Origin of the sequence: Demequina sp. NBRC 110057 (assembly GCF_002090175.1) — a bacterium.
Lineage (GTDB): Bacteria > Actinomycetota > Actinomycetes > Actinomycetales > Demequinaceae > Demequina.
On sequence record NZ_BBRN01000005.1, the window covers coordinates 66,563 to 81,665 of the forward strand.

Sequence of the window (15,103 nt, forward strand, 5' to 3'; positions counted from 1 at the left end):
GCCTCAGGCCTCGACGCGCATCCCGGGACGGGCCAGGGCGATGTCGCCGGAGAAGCCGCGCGCGGCCTCCGCCTCGATGCTCGGGCAGTCGGCCCACGGCGGGATGTGGGTGAGGATGAGGCGGCCCACCTGGGCGCGTTCCGCGACCTCCCCCGCGGCCAGGCCGGTGAGGTGAATGCCGGCGGGGGCATCGTCCGTCGTGAGGAACGACGCCTCGCTCAGCAGCACGTCGGCGCCGGCGGCGGCCACGTCGAGGCCGTCGCACTCGTCAGTGTCACCCGTGTAGGTGAGGATCGCCGATGCCCTCGCCCGGTGCTCGCTGGGCCCCTCGATGCGCATGGCGTACGCGGGGACCGGGTGGCGGACGGCCTCGACGGTGATGAGGAAGGGGCCGATGCGGGTCTCCCCCGAGGCCTGCCACACGGTGCACGGCAGCTTGTCGGTGACGTCGTCCGCGCCGGCCATCTGCTGGATGCGCTTCGAGGTGCCGAACGGGCCGTAGACCGGGACCGGCTCGAAGGGACCCTCCGGGTGGTACTTCAGGTACGTGTCGAGGTGCGCGAGGTCAGCGCAGTGGTCGGGGTGCAGGTGGCTGATGAGCACGGCGTCGAGGTCGCGCGGGTCGCAGAACCGCTGCAGCGCCCCCATGGCTCCCGCCCCCATGTCCAGGGCGAGCCGCCAGGTGCGCCCGGCCGCGTCATCGGCCTCGAGAAGGTAGCTGCTGGAGGCGGAGGCGGGACCCGGCACCGAGCCCGAGCAGCCGACGATCGTGAGCCTCACCGCGCGACCCCCAGGGAGTCGACGGAGGTGACGACGGGGCCGAGGAAGCGCTGGGCGAGGGCGGCGAAGCGCTCGGTCTCGCCCGTGGCGGAGAAGCGGTGCTCGGCCACGGAGCCGGTGTCGCGCGCCAGCCCGTGGCGGGTGAGCGAGCGGAACACGTCGATCGCGGTCTCCGTCGCGGAGTCCACGAGGGTGACGTCGGGGCCCATGACGTAGCCGATGGCGCCGGCGAGCATCGGGTAGTGGGTGCAGCCCAGGATGAGCGTGTCGACATCGGCCGCCTGCAGGGGCGCGAGGTACTCGCGTGCCACCTCGATGACCTCGGGGCCGGACGTGATGCCCGCCTCGACCAGCTCGACGAACCGGGGGCAGGCCTGCGAGAACACCTCGACGCCGGGGGCCGCGGCGAGGGCGTCGTCGTAGGCGCCGCTCGTCACTGTCGCGGCGGTGCCGATGACGCCCACCCTGCCCGACTTGGTGAGGGTCGCTGCACGCCGGACGGCGGGGACGATGACCTCGACCACGGGCACGCCACGCTCGCGCGCGAACCGCTCACGGGCGTCGCGGAGCACGGCGGCGGAGGCGGTGTTGCAGGCGATCACGAGCATCTTCACGCCGTCGGCGACCAGGCCGTCCATGATGTCCAGCGCGTGGGCACGCACCTCGGAGATGGGAAGCGGACCGTAGGGCCCGAACGCTGTGTCCCCCACGTAGTGGACGGACTCGTGCGGCAGCATGTCCATGATCTCGCGGGCGACCGTGAGGCCCCCCACTCCCGAGTCGAACACCCCGATGGGCGCGTCAGACATCCTGCTCCTCTTCTCCTGTCATGAGGCACTGCAGGAGGGATTCCTGCAGCCACGTCAGCGCTTGATACAGCATGCCGAGCCACACCCGCTCGGGGTCGACTCCCAGGTCCTCGTGGGCGTCGGTATCCATCGCGTGGGTCGCGAGGTCGATCTCGGCGTGGAGGCGCTCGGCGTCGTCGTCGGTCTCGAGGCCCAGGCGGGCGGCGAGGACAAGGCGCACATCGGTGAGGGCCGATGCCGTGGCGAGGGCCTCGTCGAGGCTCACCTCCCACTCGTCGCCGTCCTCGCTCAACTGCTCCCACATGGTGCGCAGGCGGTCGACCTTGAGCGTGCGGAGGTCGCCCTCGGTGAGCCGGCGGAACTCGTCGGCCACCTCGCGGTCGTCCCGGGAGGCGGAGGGAAGGACGCGGCGAACGGCGGGATCGCTCGGCTCCGCGAGCGGCTCCTGGAGGCCAGCGAGCGAGCGGAACACGTCATCGGCCTCGCCGCGGGCGGACCCCTCGGGGTCGTCGTCGCCCGCGGGGGCGGCGAATGCATCGCCGTCGAGGAGCTGGCCCACGTCCGCGACGATGCGCGCGATGACCGCCCGCTCCTCGTCGTCCAGGGTCGCGACCGCGACGGCGCCGCGGGTCTCGAAAGCCCTCACTCGCCGCTCCGCTGCAGGGTGGCCCACAGGCCGTAGCCGTGCATCGCCTGCACGTCGACCTCCATGCGCTCGCGTCCTCCGGTACTCATCACGGCCCGGCCGCGCTCGTGGACCTCACGCATCTTCGCCTCGGCCTCGTCGCGGGTGAGGGTGAAGTACGTCTGAAAGACGTGGGTGACGTAGCTCATGAGGTTGACGGGGTCGTTCCAGACGATGGTGACCCAGGCGTCATCGAGGCGGGTCGCGACTGCGCCCTCGCGCTCTACCTGCTCCTCGGTGGACACGGCTCTAGCCTAGGCTCGCCGCGCGGCGCAGCGTGGGAGGCGGCTCAGTCGTCGCCGTCCTCGGGGCCAAAGCGGCCGTCGATGATCTCCTTGCACGCCGGGCACACGGGGAAGCGCTGGGGGTCGCGGCCGGGCACCCACACCTTGCCGCACAGGGCGATCACGGGCTCGCCGGACATGGCCGACTCCATGATCTTCTCCTTGCGCACGTAGTGCGCGAAGCGCTCGGCGTCGCCGGGCTCGCTCAGCTCGCGCTGCTCGACGCGCTCGATGGTGGTGGTGCCTCCCTGGGGGGCGCCGGTGTCGGGCTGCGGCTCGAGGGTCTCGCTCATGCGGCCCATCCTACGTCCCCGTCAAATGGATCCATTTGTCTCGCCTAAGAGCCTTGATGAGGGGAAATCCACCGCCGCGGGCTGAGCCGCACCGCACGTACGGCCGATGCCGTGGTTCCGGTTCGGAGGAGACCTGGCCCGTGCATCGGCCGGGTTCCTGTCCTCGCGGTCGTTTTCCCCTCATCTAGCGCCTTAGACGCACCAATGGGATCCATTTGACGGTTAGGAGATGCGGGCGAGGAGGCGGCCCGATCGGGCGTCGTACAGCACGCCGGCGAGACGCACCCCTCCCCACAGGAAGCCCGCACCCACGACGAGGCCCGTCACGAGTGACACCCAGCCCCAGCCGGCGTGCACCGTGAGCGACAGCACCATCGGCACCGTCACGAGCGGTAGCACCACGAGCGTCGCCGCCGAGGACAGCAGCTGCGACCCGAGCGACGCCCCGAGCGAGCCCACCTCCGCACCGAACGGGTTCTCCCCCGGCGCCGGCGCCCGATACGGAAGAAGCACCGAGGCGACGGCGGCGACGCCGAGCGTGGCCCCCAGCGTCCCGAGCGTGGCCCCCATCAGGCCCGGAGCGGCGTCCCACCTGCCCGACCACGCGAGGATGCCGATCGCGGCGAGCGCGCACGCGGGGGCCGCCCACACGAGGGTCGCCTGCGCGCGCCCCATCATGATCTGGCGGCCAAGCCTGCCCGAGACGAGGTCGAGCCACAACGCGGTGTGGTCGTAGGCGATGTCGTTGTGTCGCCCCCAGCCGATCGACGCCGCGAGGATCACGGGCGCGACAAACGCCCATCGCGTGTCGAGGTCAAGGATGGGCATCGCGATGGCGAAGAAGATCACCGGCAGCGCCAGGACGCCCGATGCCGCGACGAGGTACCGCGCGTCCGTCGCCCACGACACGAGCAGGCGGGAACGCACCGCGCGCGTGGGTCCGTCCGCGCGAAGCCATGCCGGCCACCACGCCCCGCCGCGGCCGTCGTCGGCCGCGCTGGCGAGGACGGCATCGGCCACCCGCCTGCGACCGCCACCCCGGTGAACGGGGTGAACCAGCGCGTGGGCGATCGAGTCGCGCCAGGCGACCGCGAGAATCACCGCCGTGGCCGCCATCATCCCCAGCCTCCACGCGACGGGCCACCAGCGCCCGTAGGAGGCCGCCTCCGTGGCCGCCATCCCCGCCCCCACGGGGGTGCGTCCGAGCCACTCGATGAGCGTCTGGCCCTCGTACTCGAGCGCCGAGTCAAGCCCGTCCCGCAGCGCCAGCCACGCGACCGACCCCAACACGGCGACCGCGAGGCCCACCGCGATCAGCAGGACGCCCCGGGTGCGCCTGTCGTTGACGGCGCGCGCCGCCCACGCGACGGCCACGCGGGCGCCGAGCACCATGACCGCCACCGTCAGCAGCGCGCCGGCAAGCCCCACGGCGAGCGTCGCGGCCCCCTCGTCGCGCCAGCTGAGCGCCAGCACCACGAGCGCGGCGGTGAAGAACAGCGCGGGAAGAGTGAGGAAGGCGGCCAGCGTGAGCCCCGGGGCGATCTGCCTGGCGGACACCCCGAAGGTCGCGAACCGGCCGGGATCGAGGGTGTCCTCGAGTCCCGTCACCATAAGGGGCACCGCGATCCAGCCGGCGATGACGATCGCGGCGACGACCACCAGGATGTCGGCGCGTACGTCGGGCGACTCCTCGAGGAGCTGGCGGCTCGCCCAGAACACCGCTGGCACCAGGGACAACGACCACACGGCGCCGCCGATGAGCAGCAGTGCCCTCCACCACTCGCGCGCCAGCTGGTGGCGCACCGTCGTGTACTTGAGCCTTAGGACTGTCGCAACCACGTGAGGTCCCGCTGATCCTCGATGTCGCCCACGAGCCCCACGAACCGCTGCTCGAGGTCCTGCCCCGCGCGCACCTCGTCGAGCGTGCCGGCGGCGAGGATGCGCCCGTGACCCACGACGGCGACGTGGTCGCACAGCCTCTCCACGAGCGCCATCACGTGGCTCGACATGACCACCGTGCCGCCGCTGGCCACGAACTCCTGCAGGATGCGCCTGATGGCGCCGGCAGAGACGGGGTCCACTGCCTCGAAGGGTTCGTCGAGCACCAGGACGCGAGGCGCATGCACCAGCGCGCAGGCGAGGCCGATCTTCTTGGTCATGCCCGCGCTGTAGTCGGTGACGAGGGTCGACCCCGCGCCCTCCAGGTCGAGCGCTGCGAGGAGGTCGTCGCGCCGCTCGCGCACCGTCTCGCGAGGCAGCCCCCGCATCAGCCCCGCATACGAGATCAGTTCGCCGCCGGTGAGGCGATCGAAGCTGTGTAGGCCGTCGGGAAGCACGCCCACCATGGCCTTCGCCGCGGCCGGCTCGCGCCACAGGTCGACGCCGTGCACCAGCGCCACCCCTGCATCGGGCCTCAGCAGGCCGGTGGCCATCGACAGGGTGGTGGTCTTCCCCGCGCCGTTGGGTCCCACCACGCCGTAGAAGGAGTGCGTGGGGATGTCGAGGTCCACGCGGTCCACGGCGAGTGTCGCGCCGAACCGCTTGGTGAGGCCCCTCAGCGACAGCGCGGTGGCGCGCTGGGGGGTGGCGGCTGCCTGCGTCATGCGGTCAGCCTAGCCCCGCGCATCGGCCATGTGACCAGGGCCGATGCGTCGGATTCGTCATCCTCCCGCGGCCACCAGGTAGGCGGTGTATGTCAGCCACAGGGTGAGGAGCGCGACGCCTTCGAGGCGGTTGATCCGGCCGTCCCTGCGCCAGCGGAATCCGAAGGCGATCAGCAGCAGCGTCATGCCCATGAGGACCGGCAGGTCGCGCTGCAGCAGGTCGGTCGACACCATCGCGGGGCTGATGACGCCGGCGACGCCGACCACGCCGAGCGTGTTGAAGAGGTTGGAGCCGATGACGTTGCCGAGCGCCAGGTCGTTCTCGCCCTTGCGCGCGGCGGCGATCGAGGAGGCGAGCTCGGGCGCGGACGTGCCGATGGCCACGACGGTGAGGCCGATGACGAGATCGGACCAGCCCAGGGCCGTCGCGATCTCGGTGGCGCCCCACACGAGGACCCGGCTGCTCACCACGAGGATGACGAGGCCCACGACGAGCCAGATCCAGGCGGCCTTGCGGCTCAGCGGGTGATCCGCGGCATGGTGCTCGACGTCCTGCTCGAGCTGGTCGCCCTGGTGGCTCCTCGCCTGCAGGATCTGCCACGTGAGGAGCACCGCGAGAAGCAGCAGCATCGCCCCCGCGTCGCCTGTAGACAACTCGCCGTCACTCATGAGGAGCCACGCGATGGCGGTGACCACGACCAGCAGGGGGAGCTCGGTCCGCAGCACTCCCCGCTTCACGACGATCGGCAGCATGATCGCTGTCACACCGAGGATGAGGCCGATGTTCGCGATGTTGGAGCCGAACGCGTTACCCAGGGCGATCTCCGGGGAACCGTCGGCCGCAGCGAAGGCCGACACGACCAGCTCCGGTGCGGACGTGCCGAAGCCGATGACCACCATGCCGACGATGAGCGGCGCCATGCCGAGGTAGCGGGCGACCGTCGAGGCGCCCAGGACGAAGCGGTCGGCGCTCCACGCGAGCACACTGAGGCCGGCAAGGGTCGCGATGACGGGGACCAGCATGCGCCCCAGGCTAGCCGGACGACGCTCGGCGCGACCTCGTCCGCAAGGGTGATGACATCTAACCTACGGTCGCGTAGGGTGACCGAATCCGCACGATGAGCGACCGCTCGACCCTGGCTGGGAAGTCGCCCCCGACCTACGGAGACTCATGACACCGACGCCCCGCGCCGATGCCCCCCGTTCGCACGTCAACTCCTTCACGCTGTCCTTCACCGAGGTGGCGCGCACGGTCCGCGACATGGGCCTGCTGCACCGCTCGTACACGTTCTACGCGGTGTTTGGTGCGGCCCTGACGGTGGCGATGGCCGGCCTCGTGACCGGCTTCATCCTGCTGGGCGACTCGTGGTTCCAGCTGCTCATCGCGGCCGGCCTCGGCATCGTCCTCACCCAGGTGGCATTCCTTGGCCACGAGGCCTCGCATCGCACCGTCTTCAAGTCGGGACCCGCGAACGACCGCCTGGGGCGCGTGCTGTCCGCGCTCATCGTCGGGATCAGCCACCAGTGGTGGATGACCAAGCACTCGCGCCACCACGGCAACCCCAACAAGCGCGGCGCCGACCCCGACATCGAGCAAGACACCATCTCGTTCGTCGAGGAGGACGCCGCCCAGACCCGCGGCCTCATCAGGTGGATCAACCAGCGCCAGGGATGGTTGTTCTTCCCGCTGCTCACGCTGGAGGGCCTCAACCTCCACTACCGCTCGCTCGCATCGCTCGTCACGGTGGGCACGCGCAAGCAGCGGTGGACCGAGATCCCGATGATCCTTGGCCACTTCGCGCTGTACCTGGTGCCGCTGTTCTGGTTCCTGCCCCTCGGCATGGCCTTCGCGTTCCTGGGCGTCCAGATGGCCGTCTTCGGCGTCTACATGGGGGCCTCGTTCGCCCCCAACCACAAGGGAATGATGATCGTCGACGCGGACACCAAGCTCGACTTCTTCTCGAAGCAGGTGCTGACCAGCCGCAACATCCGCGGCGGTTGGACGATGTCGATCCTCATGGGCGGCCTCAACTACCAGATCGAGCACCACCTGTTCCCGAACATGGCGCGCCCCCACCTGGCCCGCGCCCGCGAGGTGGTGCGCGAGTACTGCGCCGCGCACGACGTCCCCTACACGGAGACCTCGCTCATCGAGTCCTACGGAATCGTCGTGGCCTACCTCAACCGGGTGGGCCTTGCCGCGCGCGACCCGTTCGACTGCCCCGAGCGCACGGCGCTGGGCCGCTAGCCCCCTCCTTCTTCCGCCCTCACGCCGCAAATGGCCACATTTGCGGCACGTCGCAGTCCGCGCTGCCGCAAATGCGGCCATGTGCGGCCGGGGGCGCGCGGGAGAGGGCGCGACACACAAAAGGGCCCGGCGGCCCGATCCCCCTGCACGGGGAGGATCGGACCGCCGGGCCCTAACCGTTGTGGGGGCCTACAGCCCCTGCGCGAGGCGGTAGTACGCGGCGTTCGCGCGCATCTCGGCAGCGAAGCCGGTCAGCGTGGTGTCCTCGTCAATGACGAGCAGCTCGATCTCGCTCATGGTGGCGAAGTCGCGGAACACCTCGACGCCAATCTGGTTCGACATCACCGTGTGGTGGGCAGCACCGGCCTGGATCCACGCCGTCGTCGACGTCGTGAAGTCGGGAGCGGGCTTCCACACCGCGTGGCCCACGGGGAGCTTCGGCATGGGCGCCGGGAGGTCCACGTTCTCGACCACGTTGGCGACCAGGCGGAAGCGCTCACGCATGTCGGACATGGCCACGACCACGGCGGGGCCCGCATCGGCCGTGAAGACCAGGCGGACCGGGTCCTCCTTGCCGCCAATGCCGAGCTCGGCGATCGTGAGGCGCGCCTTCTTCGACGACAGGGCCGGGTTCACCTCGAGCATGTGGGCACCGAGGATCAGCTCGTTGCCGGGCTCCAGATGGTACGTGTAGTCCTCCATGAGGCTCGCGCCGCCGGGCAGGCCAGCGCCCATGACGGCCGCCGCGCGCACCAGGACAGCGGTCTTCCAGTCGCCCTCGGCGCCGAAGCCGTAGCCGTCGGCCATGAGGCGCTGGACGGCGAGGCCGGGAAGCTGGCGCAGGTCGCCAAGGTCCTCGAACGAGTCCGTGAACGCCGTGAAGCCGCCCTCCTCGAGGAAGGACCGCAGGCCCAGCTCCACCGCGGCGCCGTAGCGCAGCGACTCGGCGCGTTCGCCGCCGGGGCGCAGCTCCTCGTCGACCTCGTACTCGTCGAGGTACTCGGCGACCAGGGCGTCGATGTCGGCATCGGCCTGGGCGTGGACGCGCTCGGCGAGCTCGTTGACGCTCCAGGTGTTGATCTGGACGCCCATCTTGATCTCGGCCTCGGTCTTGTCACCCTCGGTGACGGCGACGAAGCGCATGTTGTCGCCGAACCGGGCGACGCGCATGTTCTGGGTGGCGTGACGACCGGCGGCGGCGCGCACCCAGGTGCCGACGCGCTCCTGGGTCGCGGCGTGCGAGGCGTGGCCCGACACCGTGGTGCGCGGGATCGCCATGCGGGTCTCGATGTACCCGAACTCGCGGTCGCCGTGCGCGGCCTGGTTGAGGTTCATGAAGTCGAAGTCGATCTCGCCCCAGGGCAGGTCGACGTTCGCCTGCGTGTGCAGGTGGAGCAGCGGCTTGTCGAGGACGTTGAGGCCAGTGATCCACATCTTCGCGGGGCTGAACGTGTGCATCCACGCGATGACGCCGATGACCTTGTCGTTGGCGTTTGCCTCGAGCATCGCCTCGCGGATGCCGTCACGCGACTTGACGACGGGCTTCCACACGATGCGCGCGGGGACCGCGTCGGCACCGTCGAGGAGCGCGGCAACCTGCTGCGACTGCTCGGCGACCTGCTTCAGGGTCTCCTCGCCGTAGAGGTCCTGGGACCCGGTGAGGAACCAGACCTCGTACTCGGCGAGGTGGGGGATGACGGAACGGGCGCTCACTTGCTGTCTCCTTCTCCGGCGGCGGTGCCGGGCTGTCCGTAGACGTTCTGGTAACGATCGAACAGGGCGTCGATCTTGTCCTGCGGGATGTCGATGAGGGGGCCGCCCTGGAGGGCGATGTGGGTGGTGCGGGCGACGTCCTCGCACATCACGGCCGCCTTGACGGCGTCCTTGGCGTCCTTACCGATGGTGAAGACGCCGTGGTTCTGCATGAGGACGGCACGCGAGCGGTGGCCGTCGAGCGTCGCGACGATGCCGCGGCCGATGCTGTCGTCGCCGATGATCGCGAAGGGGCCCACGGGGATGGGTCCACCGAACTCGTCGGCCATGCCGGTGATGTGGCACGGGATCTCCTGGCCACGGGCGGCCCAGGCGGTCGCGTAGGTCGAGTGGGTGTGCACCACACCGCCGACGTGCTCCATGTTGCGGTACACGTAGGCGTGGGCCGCGGTGTCCGAGGAGGGCGAACGGTCGGAGCCGGGGGTGCCGGGGACGACCTCACCGTCGAGCGTGCACAGGATCATGTTGTCCGCGGCAAGGTCGTCGTAGCTGACGCCCGAGGGCTTGATCACGAACAGGTCCTCGCCGGGGATGCGGCCGGAGACGTTGCCGCCGGTCCACACCACGAGCTCGTAGCGGGTGAGCTCGCCGTGCAGGCGGGCCACGTCCTCGCGGATCTTGTCGATGGCCTCCTGGACGGAAGCGCTGAACTGGCTCACTGCTGGTCCTCCTTGCGGACGGGATGCGGTCGCGGCATGACGCGTGTCGCGGCGGCGCGCGGGGCGGACCCGGCGTCGTCGATGAGGGCCGTGGCGGCTACGGTGCCGCCGGCGTCGAGCGTCATAGGTGAACGTTAACAGGCGGCCGATGCGTGCGGCCAGTCGGAAGGTCCCGCGTCGCGCGGCCTATGCCGGGAAGAGCGCCTCGATGAGGGTCACCTGCTCGGCGTTCGGCCTCCAGGTGGCCGATGCCGCGTTCTGGCGGACCTGCTCGGGCCGGGTAGCGCCGGCGATCACCGAGGCGACGCCGGGGCGGGAAAGGAACCAGCCGAAGGTGGCCTCCAGCATCGTCACTCCCCAGTCGTCGCAGAGCGACTGGAAGGCCTCCATGGCGTCCCAGTCCGCGTTGTCGGCGATGTGGGGACGCTGGCGCGCGATGCGGGAGTCGGCGGGCCTGTCGGTCCGCGTGAACTTGCCGGTGAACAGGCCGTTGGCCAGCGGGAAGAAGGGCAGGAACCCGGCGCCGATGCGGCCTGCCTCGGCGAGCCGCCCGTCCTTCTCGACGCCGCGCGCGATCAGCGACAGCTCGTCCTGGCTAGACGCGAGCCGAGGCAAGCCGCGGTCGCCGGCCACGGCATCGGCCGCCCGCAGTTGATCCGCCGTGAACTGGGAGACGCCGTAGGCGAGGATCTTGCCCTCGCCCACCAGGTCCGCGAGCGCGCCGAGCGTGTCCTCGATGGGCACGGACGGGTCGGGCTGGTGCTGCTGGAAGAGGTCGATGCGGTCCGTCTGAAGGCGCGTCAGCGACGCCTCGCACGCGGCGCGGAGGTAGGCGGGCGAGCCCTTGGGGCCCAGGTCGTCGAGGGGCGTGGCCACCTCGGTGAAGCCGAACTTCGTGGCGAGCACCGCCTCGTCGCGCCGCCCCTTGAGCGCCTGGCCCATGAGCGTCTCGCTGAGCCCCCACTGCCCGCCGTAGAGGTCGGCGGTGTCGAGCAAGGTCACCCCGGCGTCGAGCGCGGCGTGAAGGACCGCGTCGGTGCCCTCCTGCGACTCGCTCGCGGTGTCCTTGCGGCCAAAGTTGTTGCACCCCAGTCCCACCGCGGAGACGGCGAACGGGGCGGATCCGAGGGGTCGAAGCTCCATGTCGCCACCGTAACGCGGGCACACGAAAGGCCGCCATCCTCGCGAGGGGATGGCGGCCTTTCGGTCACCTACAGGGATGAAATCGTGGAGATGGGGGGAATCGAACCCCCGTCCGCATGTACGACGACAGGTCTTCTCCGGGCGCAGTCTGAATGCTCATTGTCTCGGACCCGCACGACCTTCAGACGAGCTGTGCGATAGCCCCAGCCAACTAAGAGTCCCCCACTCCCCGTTGGCGAAGGAGTGGAGCCAGTTCCCTAGATGACGCCAGGGTCCAGGACGGGATCTAGCCTGGGCTGACGGACTTCGGGGCTCGCTTAGGCAGCGAGGGCGAAGTCGGTGCGCTTGGAATCGGCACCTATTGGTTTGCCACGAGCGTTAACGAGATAACGTGACGTCCTCGGCCCGCTTCCCCTGAGGAAAGCACACACGTCGAAACCGATCATCCCCTGTGCAGTTGTGGTCACCAGTCTACGGGACGCACCGACATGCTCCAAGGAGGCGCCTTCCTTACGCGGTCGGTGGGCCGAGAATCACCTCCCACACCCATTGCGCCGCCTGGGTCGACGGCGGGCGCGGGTCGCGTTCGAGCCACGCGCCGATCACCCCCACGATCGAGCCGGAGACGCCCGCGGCGAGGATGTCGACGGGCATCTGCGGGGCGAGCCCGTTGGCCTCGGCGGCCGTCAGGATCGCCTCGTGAATGTGGGCGCGTAGCCGGACCACGACGGCCCCGTAGCCGGGTTCCGTGAAGACCCGGTGGTAAAGCGCAGCGTGGGCCTCGATGTGGGCCAGGAAGTCGACGAGGACGGGAGGAGCGTCGGGGGCGGTCGGGTCGATGCCCTCGAGCTGAGCCCCGGCCTCTCGCGCTACCTCGTCCAGCGCATCGGCCAGCAGCGTCTCCTTGTCGGAGTAGTGCTGATAGAACGTCGAGCGGTTGACGCCAGCCCGTTCCGCGATGTCCGAGACGGAGACGGCGTCCACGCCACGCTCGCCCGCGAGCGCGAACAGCGCCGCCTGCAGGCGGGCGCGGGTTCTCACGATGCGGGCGTCCATGGGAGACATTGTGCCGGGCCGATGCGGGGGTTGCCAACCGATAACCGACAAGTGTCGATTAACTCGCCGGGCCGGGGTTAGACTGGCGCGCAGGCATCGTCGCCTCTTCTCCCTGCTCCCCGAACCCCTGTGAAAGGCACAGACGTGGCCAACTTCCTCTTCAGGCTCGGGCGCGGCTCCGCGCGCCGGCCCTTCATCGCGATCGTCGCGTGGATCGTCGCGCTCGCCGCGGCGGCCGGCGGCTTCCTCGCCTTCGGTGGCACGCTCACCGACTCCTTCTCGATCCCCGGCACCGAGACTGACCGCGTGTCGAGCCAGCTCGCCGAGGAGCTTCCCGCGGCGGGCGGCGCCACGGCACGCATCGTCTACCAGACCGAGGACGACTCGGAGCTGACGGACGCCCAGCAGCAGCAGATCTCCGACTCCCTCGCCGACGTGGCCGAGTTCGACTTCGTCACCGCTGTCATCGACCCGTTCCAGACGGCCCAGGAGGCGCAGGAGCAGGCGGCGCAGATCGAGGACGGCCGCAGCCAGATCGAGGACGCGAAGGCGGAACTCGACTCCGGCCAGGAGCAGATCGACACCGCCCTGGAGCAGATCGAGGCCGGCCAGGCCCAGATCGACGACGCCCAGTCGCAGCTCGACGCGGCGGTCCAGCAGGCCAAGGACGCCGGCCAGTACGAGGCCGCGCAGGCGCAGTTCGACCAGCAGCAGGCCCAGATCGACGCCCAGCAGGACGAGCTCGACGCGAACCGTGCCCAGCTCGACGAGCAGCAGGCGCAGATCGACGCGGGCCGCGAGGAGCTGGCGAGCAACGAGGAGCAGCTCGAGCTGGGCGCCCAGCTCGCCGAGAACGCCGCCTCCATCACGTCGCTGTCCGAGGACGGCACCACGGCGCTCGGCGCCGTGCAGTTCGCAGACGACGCGCTGACCCTGTCCCAGGAGGACAAGGACGCGGTCATGGACTCCATCTCGGCCGCAGAGCTCGACGGCGTCAACGTCTACTTCTCCTCCGACATCGCCACGTCGGTCTCGGGCCTTCTCGGCGTCGGTGAGGTCGTTGGCGTGCTGCTCGCGCTCGTGGTGCTGTTCGTCATGATGCGCGTGGTGTGGCCCGCCCTGACCCCGATCATCACCTCGGTGGTGGGCGTCGGCGTGGGCGTCGCTGCCTCGCTTGCCCTGTCTGGCTCGGTCGACATGTCGTCGGTCACGCCGGTCCTCGGCGTGATGCTCGCCCTCGCGGTCGGCATCGACTACGCGCTGTTCATCATCAACCGCCACCGCACCAACCTGAAGCTGGGGATGGACGTCCACGAGAGCATCGGCCTCGCGAACGGCACCGCGGGCAACGCGGTGGTCTTCGCCGGCACGACCGTGCTCATCGCCCTGCTCGCGCTCAACGTGACGGGCATCCCCTTCATCGGCGTCATGGGCAACGTCGCGGCCTTCTGCATCGTCATCGCGGTGCTCGTGGCCATCACGCTCGTCCCGGCCGTGCTCGGCCTCGTCGGCATGAAGGCGATCTCCAAGAAGTCGCGCGCCGCGATCGGCGAGAAGAAGGAGGCCGAGGCCCCCTACACGCCCATGAAGACCGGCCGCGCCTGGCTCAACGTCCTCGCCGGCATCGCGGTGCTCGCGGTCTTGGCAATCCCGTCGTTCTCGATGCGCCTGGGCCTGCCCTCGGGCGACCAGGACACCCCCGACTCGACGTCGTACCAGGCGTACACCACCATCGACGAGAAGTTCGGCGAGGGGCTCAACGGCACCATCCTGGTGACCGCCGACCTCCCCGAGGCCGTCGAGGGCAACGATCTGCTGGCCACCCAGGTCGAGATCGAGAACATCCTCATGGACAACGACGACGTCTCCGCCGTCGCGCCCGCCGGCACCAACGACGAGGGCACTTTCCTCGCGTTCCAGGTCATCCCCAACGAGGGACCCAATGCCGAGTCGACCGAGCAGCTAGTCCACGAGCTGCGCGACCTGTCCCCGCTCGAGGACGGCACCGAGATCGGCGTCGCCGGCACCGCATCGGGCAACATCGACATCTCGGAGAAGCTCTCCGACGCGCTGCCGGTGTACCTCGCGGTCGTGGTGGGCCTGTCGCTCATCATCCTCATCGTGGTGTTCCGTTCCATCCTGGTGCCGGTGATTGCGACGCTCGGATTCGTGCTGAGCCTCTTCGCCGCCTTCGGCGCCGTGACCGCGGTCTACCAGTGGGGCTGGCTGTCCGACCTGTTCGGGGTCCACTCCCCCGGCCCGATCCTGTCGTTCCTGCCGATCATGCTCACGGGCATCCTGTTCGGGCTCGCGATGGACTACCAGCTGTTCATCACGTCGGGAATGCGCGAGGCGTTCGTGCACGGCTCCAACGCCCGCGAGTCCGTCACGGCCGGTCTGCGCCACGGCCGCGCCGTGGTGACCGCAGCGGCGATCATCATGGCCTCCGTGTTCGGTGGCTTCGTGTTCTCGCACATCACGATGATTCGCCCGATGGGCTTCGGCCTCGCGGCGGGTGTCCTGTTCGACGCCTTCGTGGTCCGCATGCTCATCGTCCCGTCGCTCATGCACCTCGTGGGCGAGGGAGCGTGGTGGATGCCCAAGTGGCTCGACAAGATCCTGCCGAACGTCGACGTCGAGGGCGCGGCGCTCGAGCGTGAGCACCCGGTGCCCGCGGGCGACGCCGCGGCGGACAAGCCCACCGCCTGATCCCACCCGGCTCACGATGCCCCCGGTCTCCTCACGGAGGCCGGGAGCGTCGTCGTTCGTG

Annotated in this window: 15 protein-coding genes and 1 other RNA gene; 2 read left to right on the forward strand and 14 right to left on the reverse strand. The window is 70.1% G+C overall.

Going from position 1 to position 15,103, the window contains the following annotated elements:
• Window positions 1–3: 3 nt before the first annotated feature.
• The 8 genes from B7K26_RS08755 to B7K26_RS08790 form a co-directional block, all read right to left on the reverse strand.
• Window positions 4–780: an MBL fold metallo-hydrolase gene (locus B7K26_RS08755; RefSeq protein WP_084078769.1), complete on the reverse strand. Its 777-nt coding sequence runs from the start codon at window positions 778–780 to the stop codon at window positions 4–6.
• Entirely contained in the window at window positions 777–1,589 is an 813-nt protein-coding gene (gene murI, locus B7K26_RS08760) for a glutamate racemase (RefSeq protein WP_084078771.1), read from the reverse strand. Before murI ends, B7K26_RS08755 begins: the two co-directional genes overlap by 4 nt.
• Window positions 1,582–2,235, reverse strand: a complete 654-nt coding sequence (locus B7K26_RS08765) for a DUF2017 family protein (RefSeq protein WP_084078773.1) — start codon at window positions 2,233–2,235, stop codon at window positions 1,582–1,584. Before B7K26_RS08765 ends, murI begins: the two co-directional genes overlap by 8 nt.
• Complete coding sequence (gene clpS, locus B7K26_RS08770; RefSeq protein WP_084078775.1) at window positions 2,232–2,519, reverse strand: ATP-dependent Clp protease adapter ClpS; 288 nt, start codon at window positions 2,517–2,519, stop codon at window positions 2,232–2,234. Before clpS ends, B7K26_RS08765 begins: the two co-directional genes overlap by 4 nt.
• A 44-nt stretch (window positions 2,520–2,563) precedes the next feature.
• Window positions 2,564–2,851 (reverse strand): DUF3039 domain-containing protein, encoded by a 288-nt coding sequence (locus tag B7K26_RS08775; RefSeq protein ID WP_084079186.1) that lies wholly within the window; start codon window positions 2,849–2,851, stop codon window positions 2,564–2,566.
• Between the two features lie 222 nt (window positions 2,852–3,073).
• A complete protein-coding gene (locus B7K26_RS08780; RefSeq protein ID WP_143340612.1) occupies window positions 3,074–4,690 on the reverse strand; it encodes a hypothetical protein in 1,617 nt (538 codons plus the stop codon).
• Window positions 4,672–5,454, reverse strand: coding sequence for an ABC transporter ATP-binding protein (locus B7K26_RS08785; protein ID WP_084078779.1), 783 nt, complete (start codon window positions 5,452–5,454; stop codon window positions 4,672–4,674). The genes B7K26_RS08780 and B7K26_RS08785 overlap by 19 nt, the downstream gene beginning before the upstream one ends.
• Before the next feature lie 57 nt (window positions 5,455–5,511).
• Entirely contained in the window at window positions 5,512–6,477 is a 966-nt protein-coding gene (locus B7K26_RS08790) for a calcium/sodium antiporter (protein ID WP_084078780.1), read from the reverse strand.
• A 148-nt stretch (window positions 6,478–6,625) separates the two neighbouring features.
• Between B7K26_RS08790 and B7K26_RS08795 the strand changes: the two genes are divergently transcribed.
• The gene (locus tag B7K26_RS08795; protein WP_084078782.1) at window positions 6,626–7,702 is read left to right on the forward strand and encodes an acyl-CoA desaturase; all 1,077 of its coding nucleotides are present in this window, start codon (window positions 6,626–6,628) and stop codon (window positions 7,700–7,702) included.
• Window positions 7,703–7,891: 189 nt separating this feature from the next.
• Here the strand turns inward: B7K26_RS08795 and araA are convergent, their stop codons facing one another.
• The 6 genes from araA to B7K26_RS08820 all read right to left on the reverse strand — a co-directional run bounded on the left by araA (window position 7,892) and on the right by B7K26_RS08820 (window position 12,333).
• The gene (gene araA / locus B7K26_RS08800; RefSeq protein WP_084078784.1) at window positions 7,892–9,415 is read right to left on the reverse strand and encodes an L-arabinose isomerase; all 1,524 of its coding nucleotides are present in this window, start codon (window positions 9,413–9,415) and stop codon (window positions 7,892–7,894) included.
• Window positions 9,412–10,134 (reverse strand): L-ribulose-5-phosphate 4-epimerase, encoded by a 723-nt coding sequence (locus tag B7K26_RS08805; protein WP_084078786.1) that lies wholly within the window; start codon window positions 10,132–10,134, stop codon window positions 9,412–9,414. The genes araA and B7K26_RS08805 overlap by 4 nt, the downstream gene beginning before the upstream one ends.
• Window positions 10,131–10,259, reverse strand: coding sequence for a hypothetical protein (locus B7K26_RS13175; protein ID WP_255376077.1), 129 nt, complete (start codon window positions 10,257–10,259; stop codon window positions 10,131–10,133). The genes B7K26_RS08805 and B7K26_RS13175 overlap by 4 nt, the downstream gene beginning before the upstream one ends.
• Window positions 10,260–10,320: 61 nt before the next feature.
• Entirely contained in the window at window positions 10,321–11,277 is a 957-nt protein-coding gene (locus B7K26_RS08810; RefSeq protein ID WP_084078788.1) for an aldo/keto reductase, read from the reverse strand.
• An 82-nt stretch (window positions 11,278–11,359) separates the two neighbouring features.
• Window positions 11,360–11,727, reverse strand: a transfer-messenger RNA (tmRNA) gene (gene ssrA / locus B7K26_RS08815).
• A 60-nt stretch (window positions 11,728–11,787) separates the two neighbouring features.
• Window positions 11,788–12,333, reverse strand: coding sequence for a TetR/AcrR family transcriptional regulator (locus B7K26_RS08820; protein WP_159449652.1), 546 nt, complete (start codon window positions 12,331–12,333; stop codon window positions 11,788–11,790).
• 144 nt (window positions 12,334–12,477) lie between these two features.
• Between B7K26_RS08820 and B7K26_RS08825 the strand changes: the two genes are divergently transcribed.
• Window positions 12,478–15,042, forward strand: a complete 2,565-nt coding sequence (locus tag B7K26_RS08825) for an MMPL family transporter (RefSeq protein WP_084078792.1) — start codon at window positions 12,478–12,480, stop codon at window positions 15,040–15,042.
• Window positions 15,043–15,103: the final 61 nt, after the last annotated feature.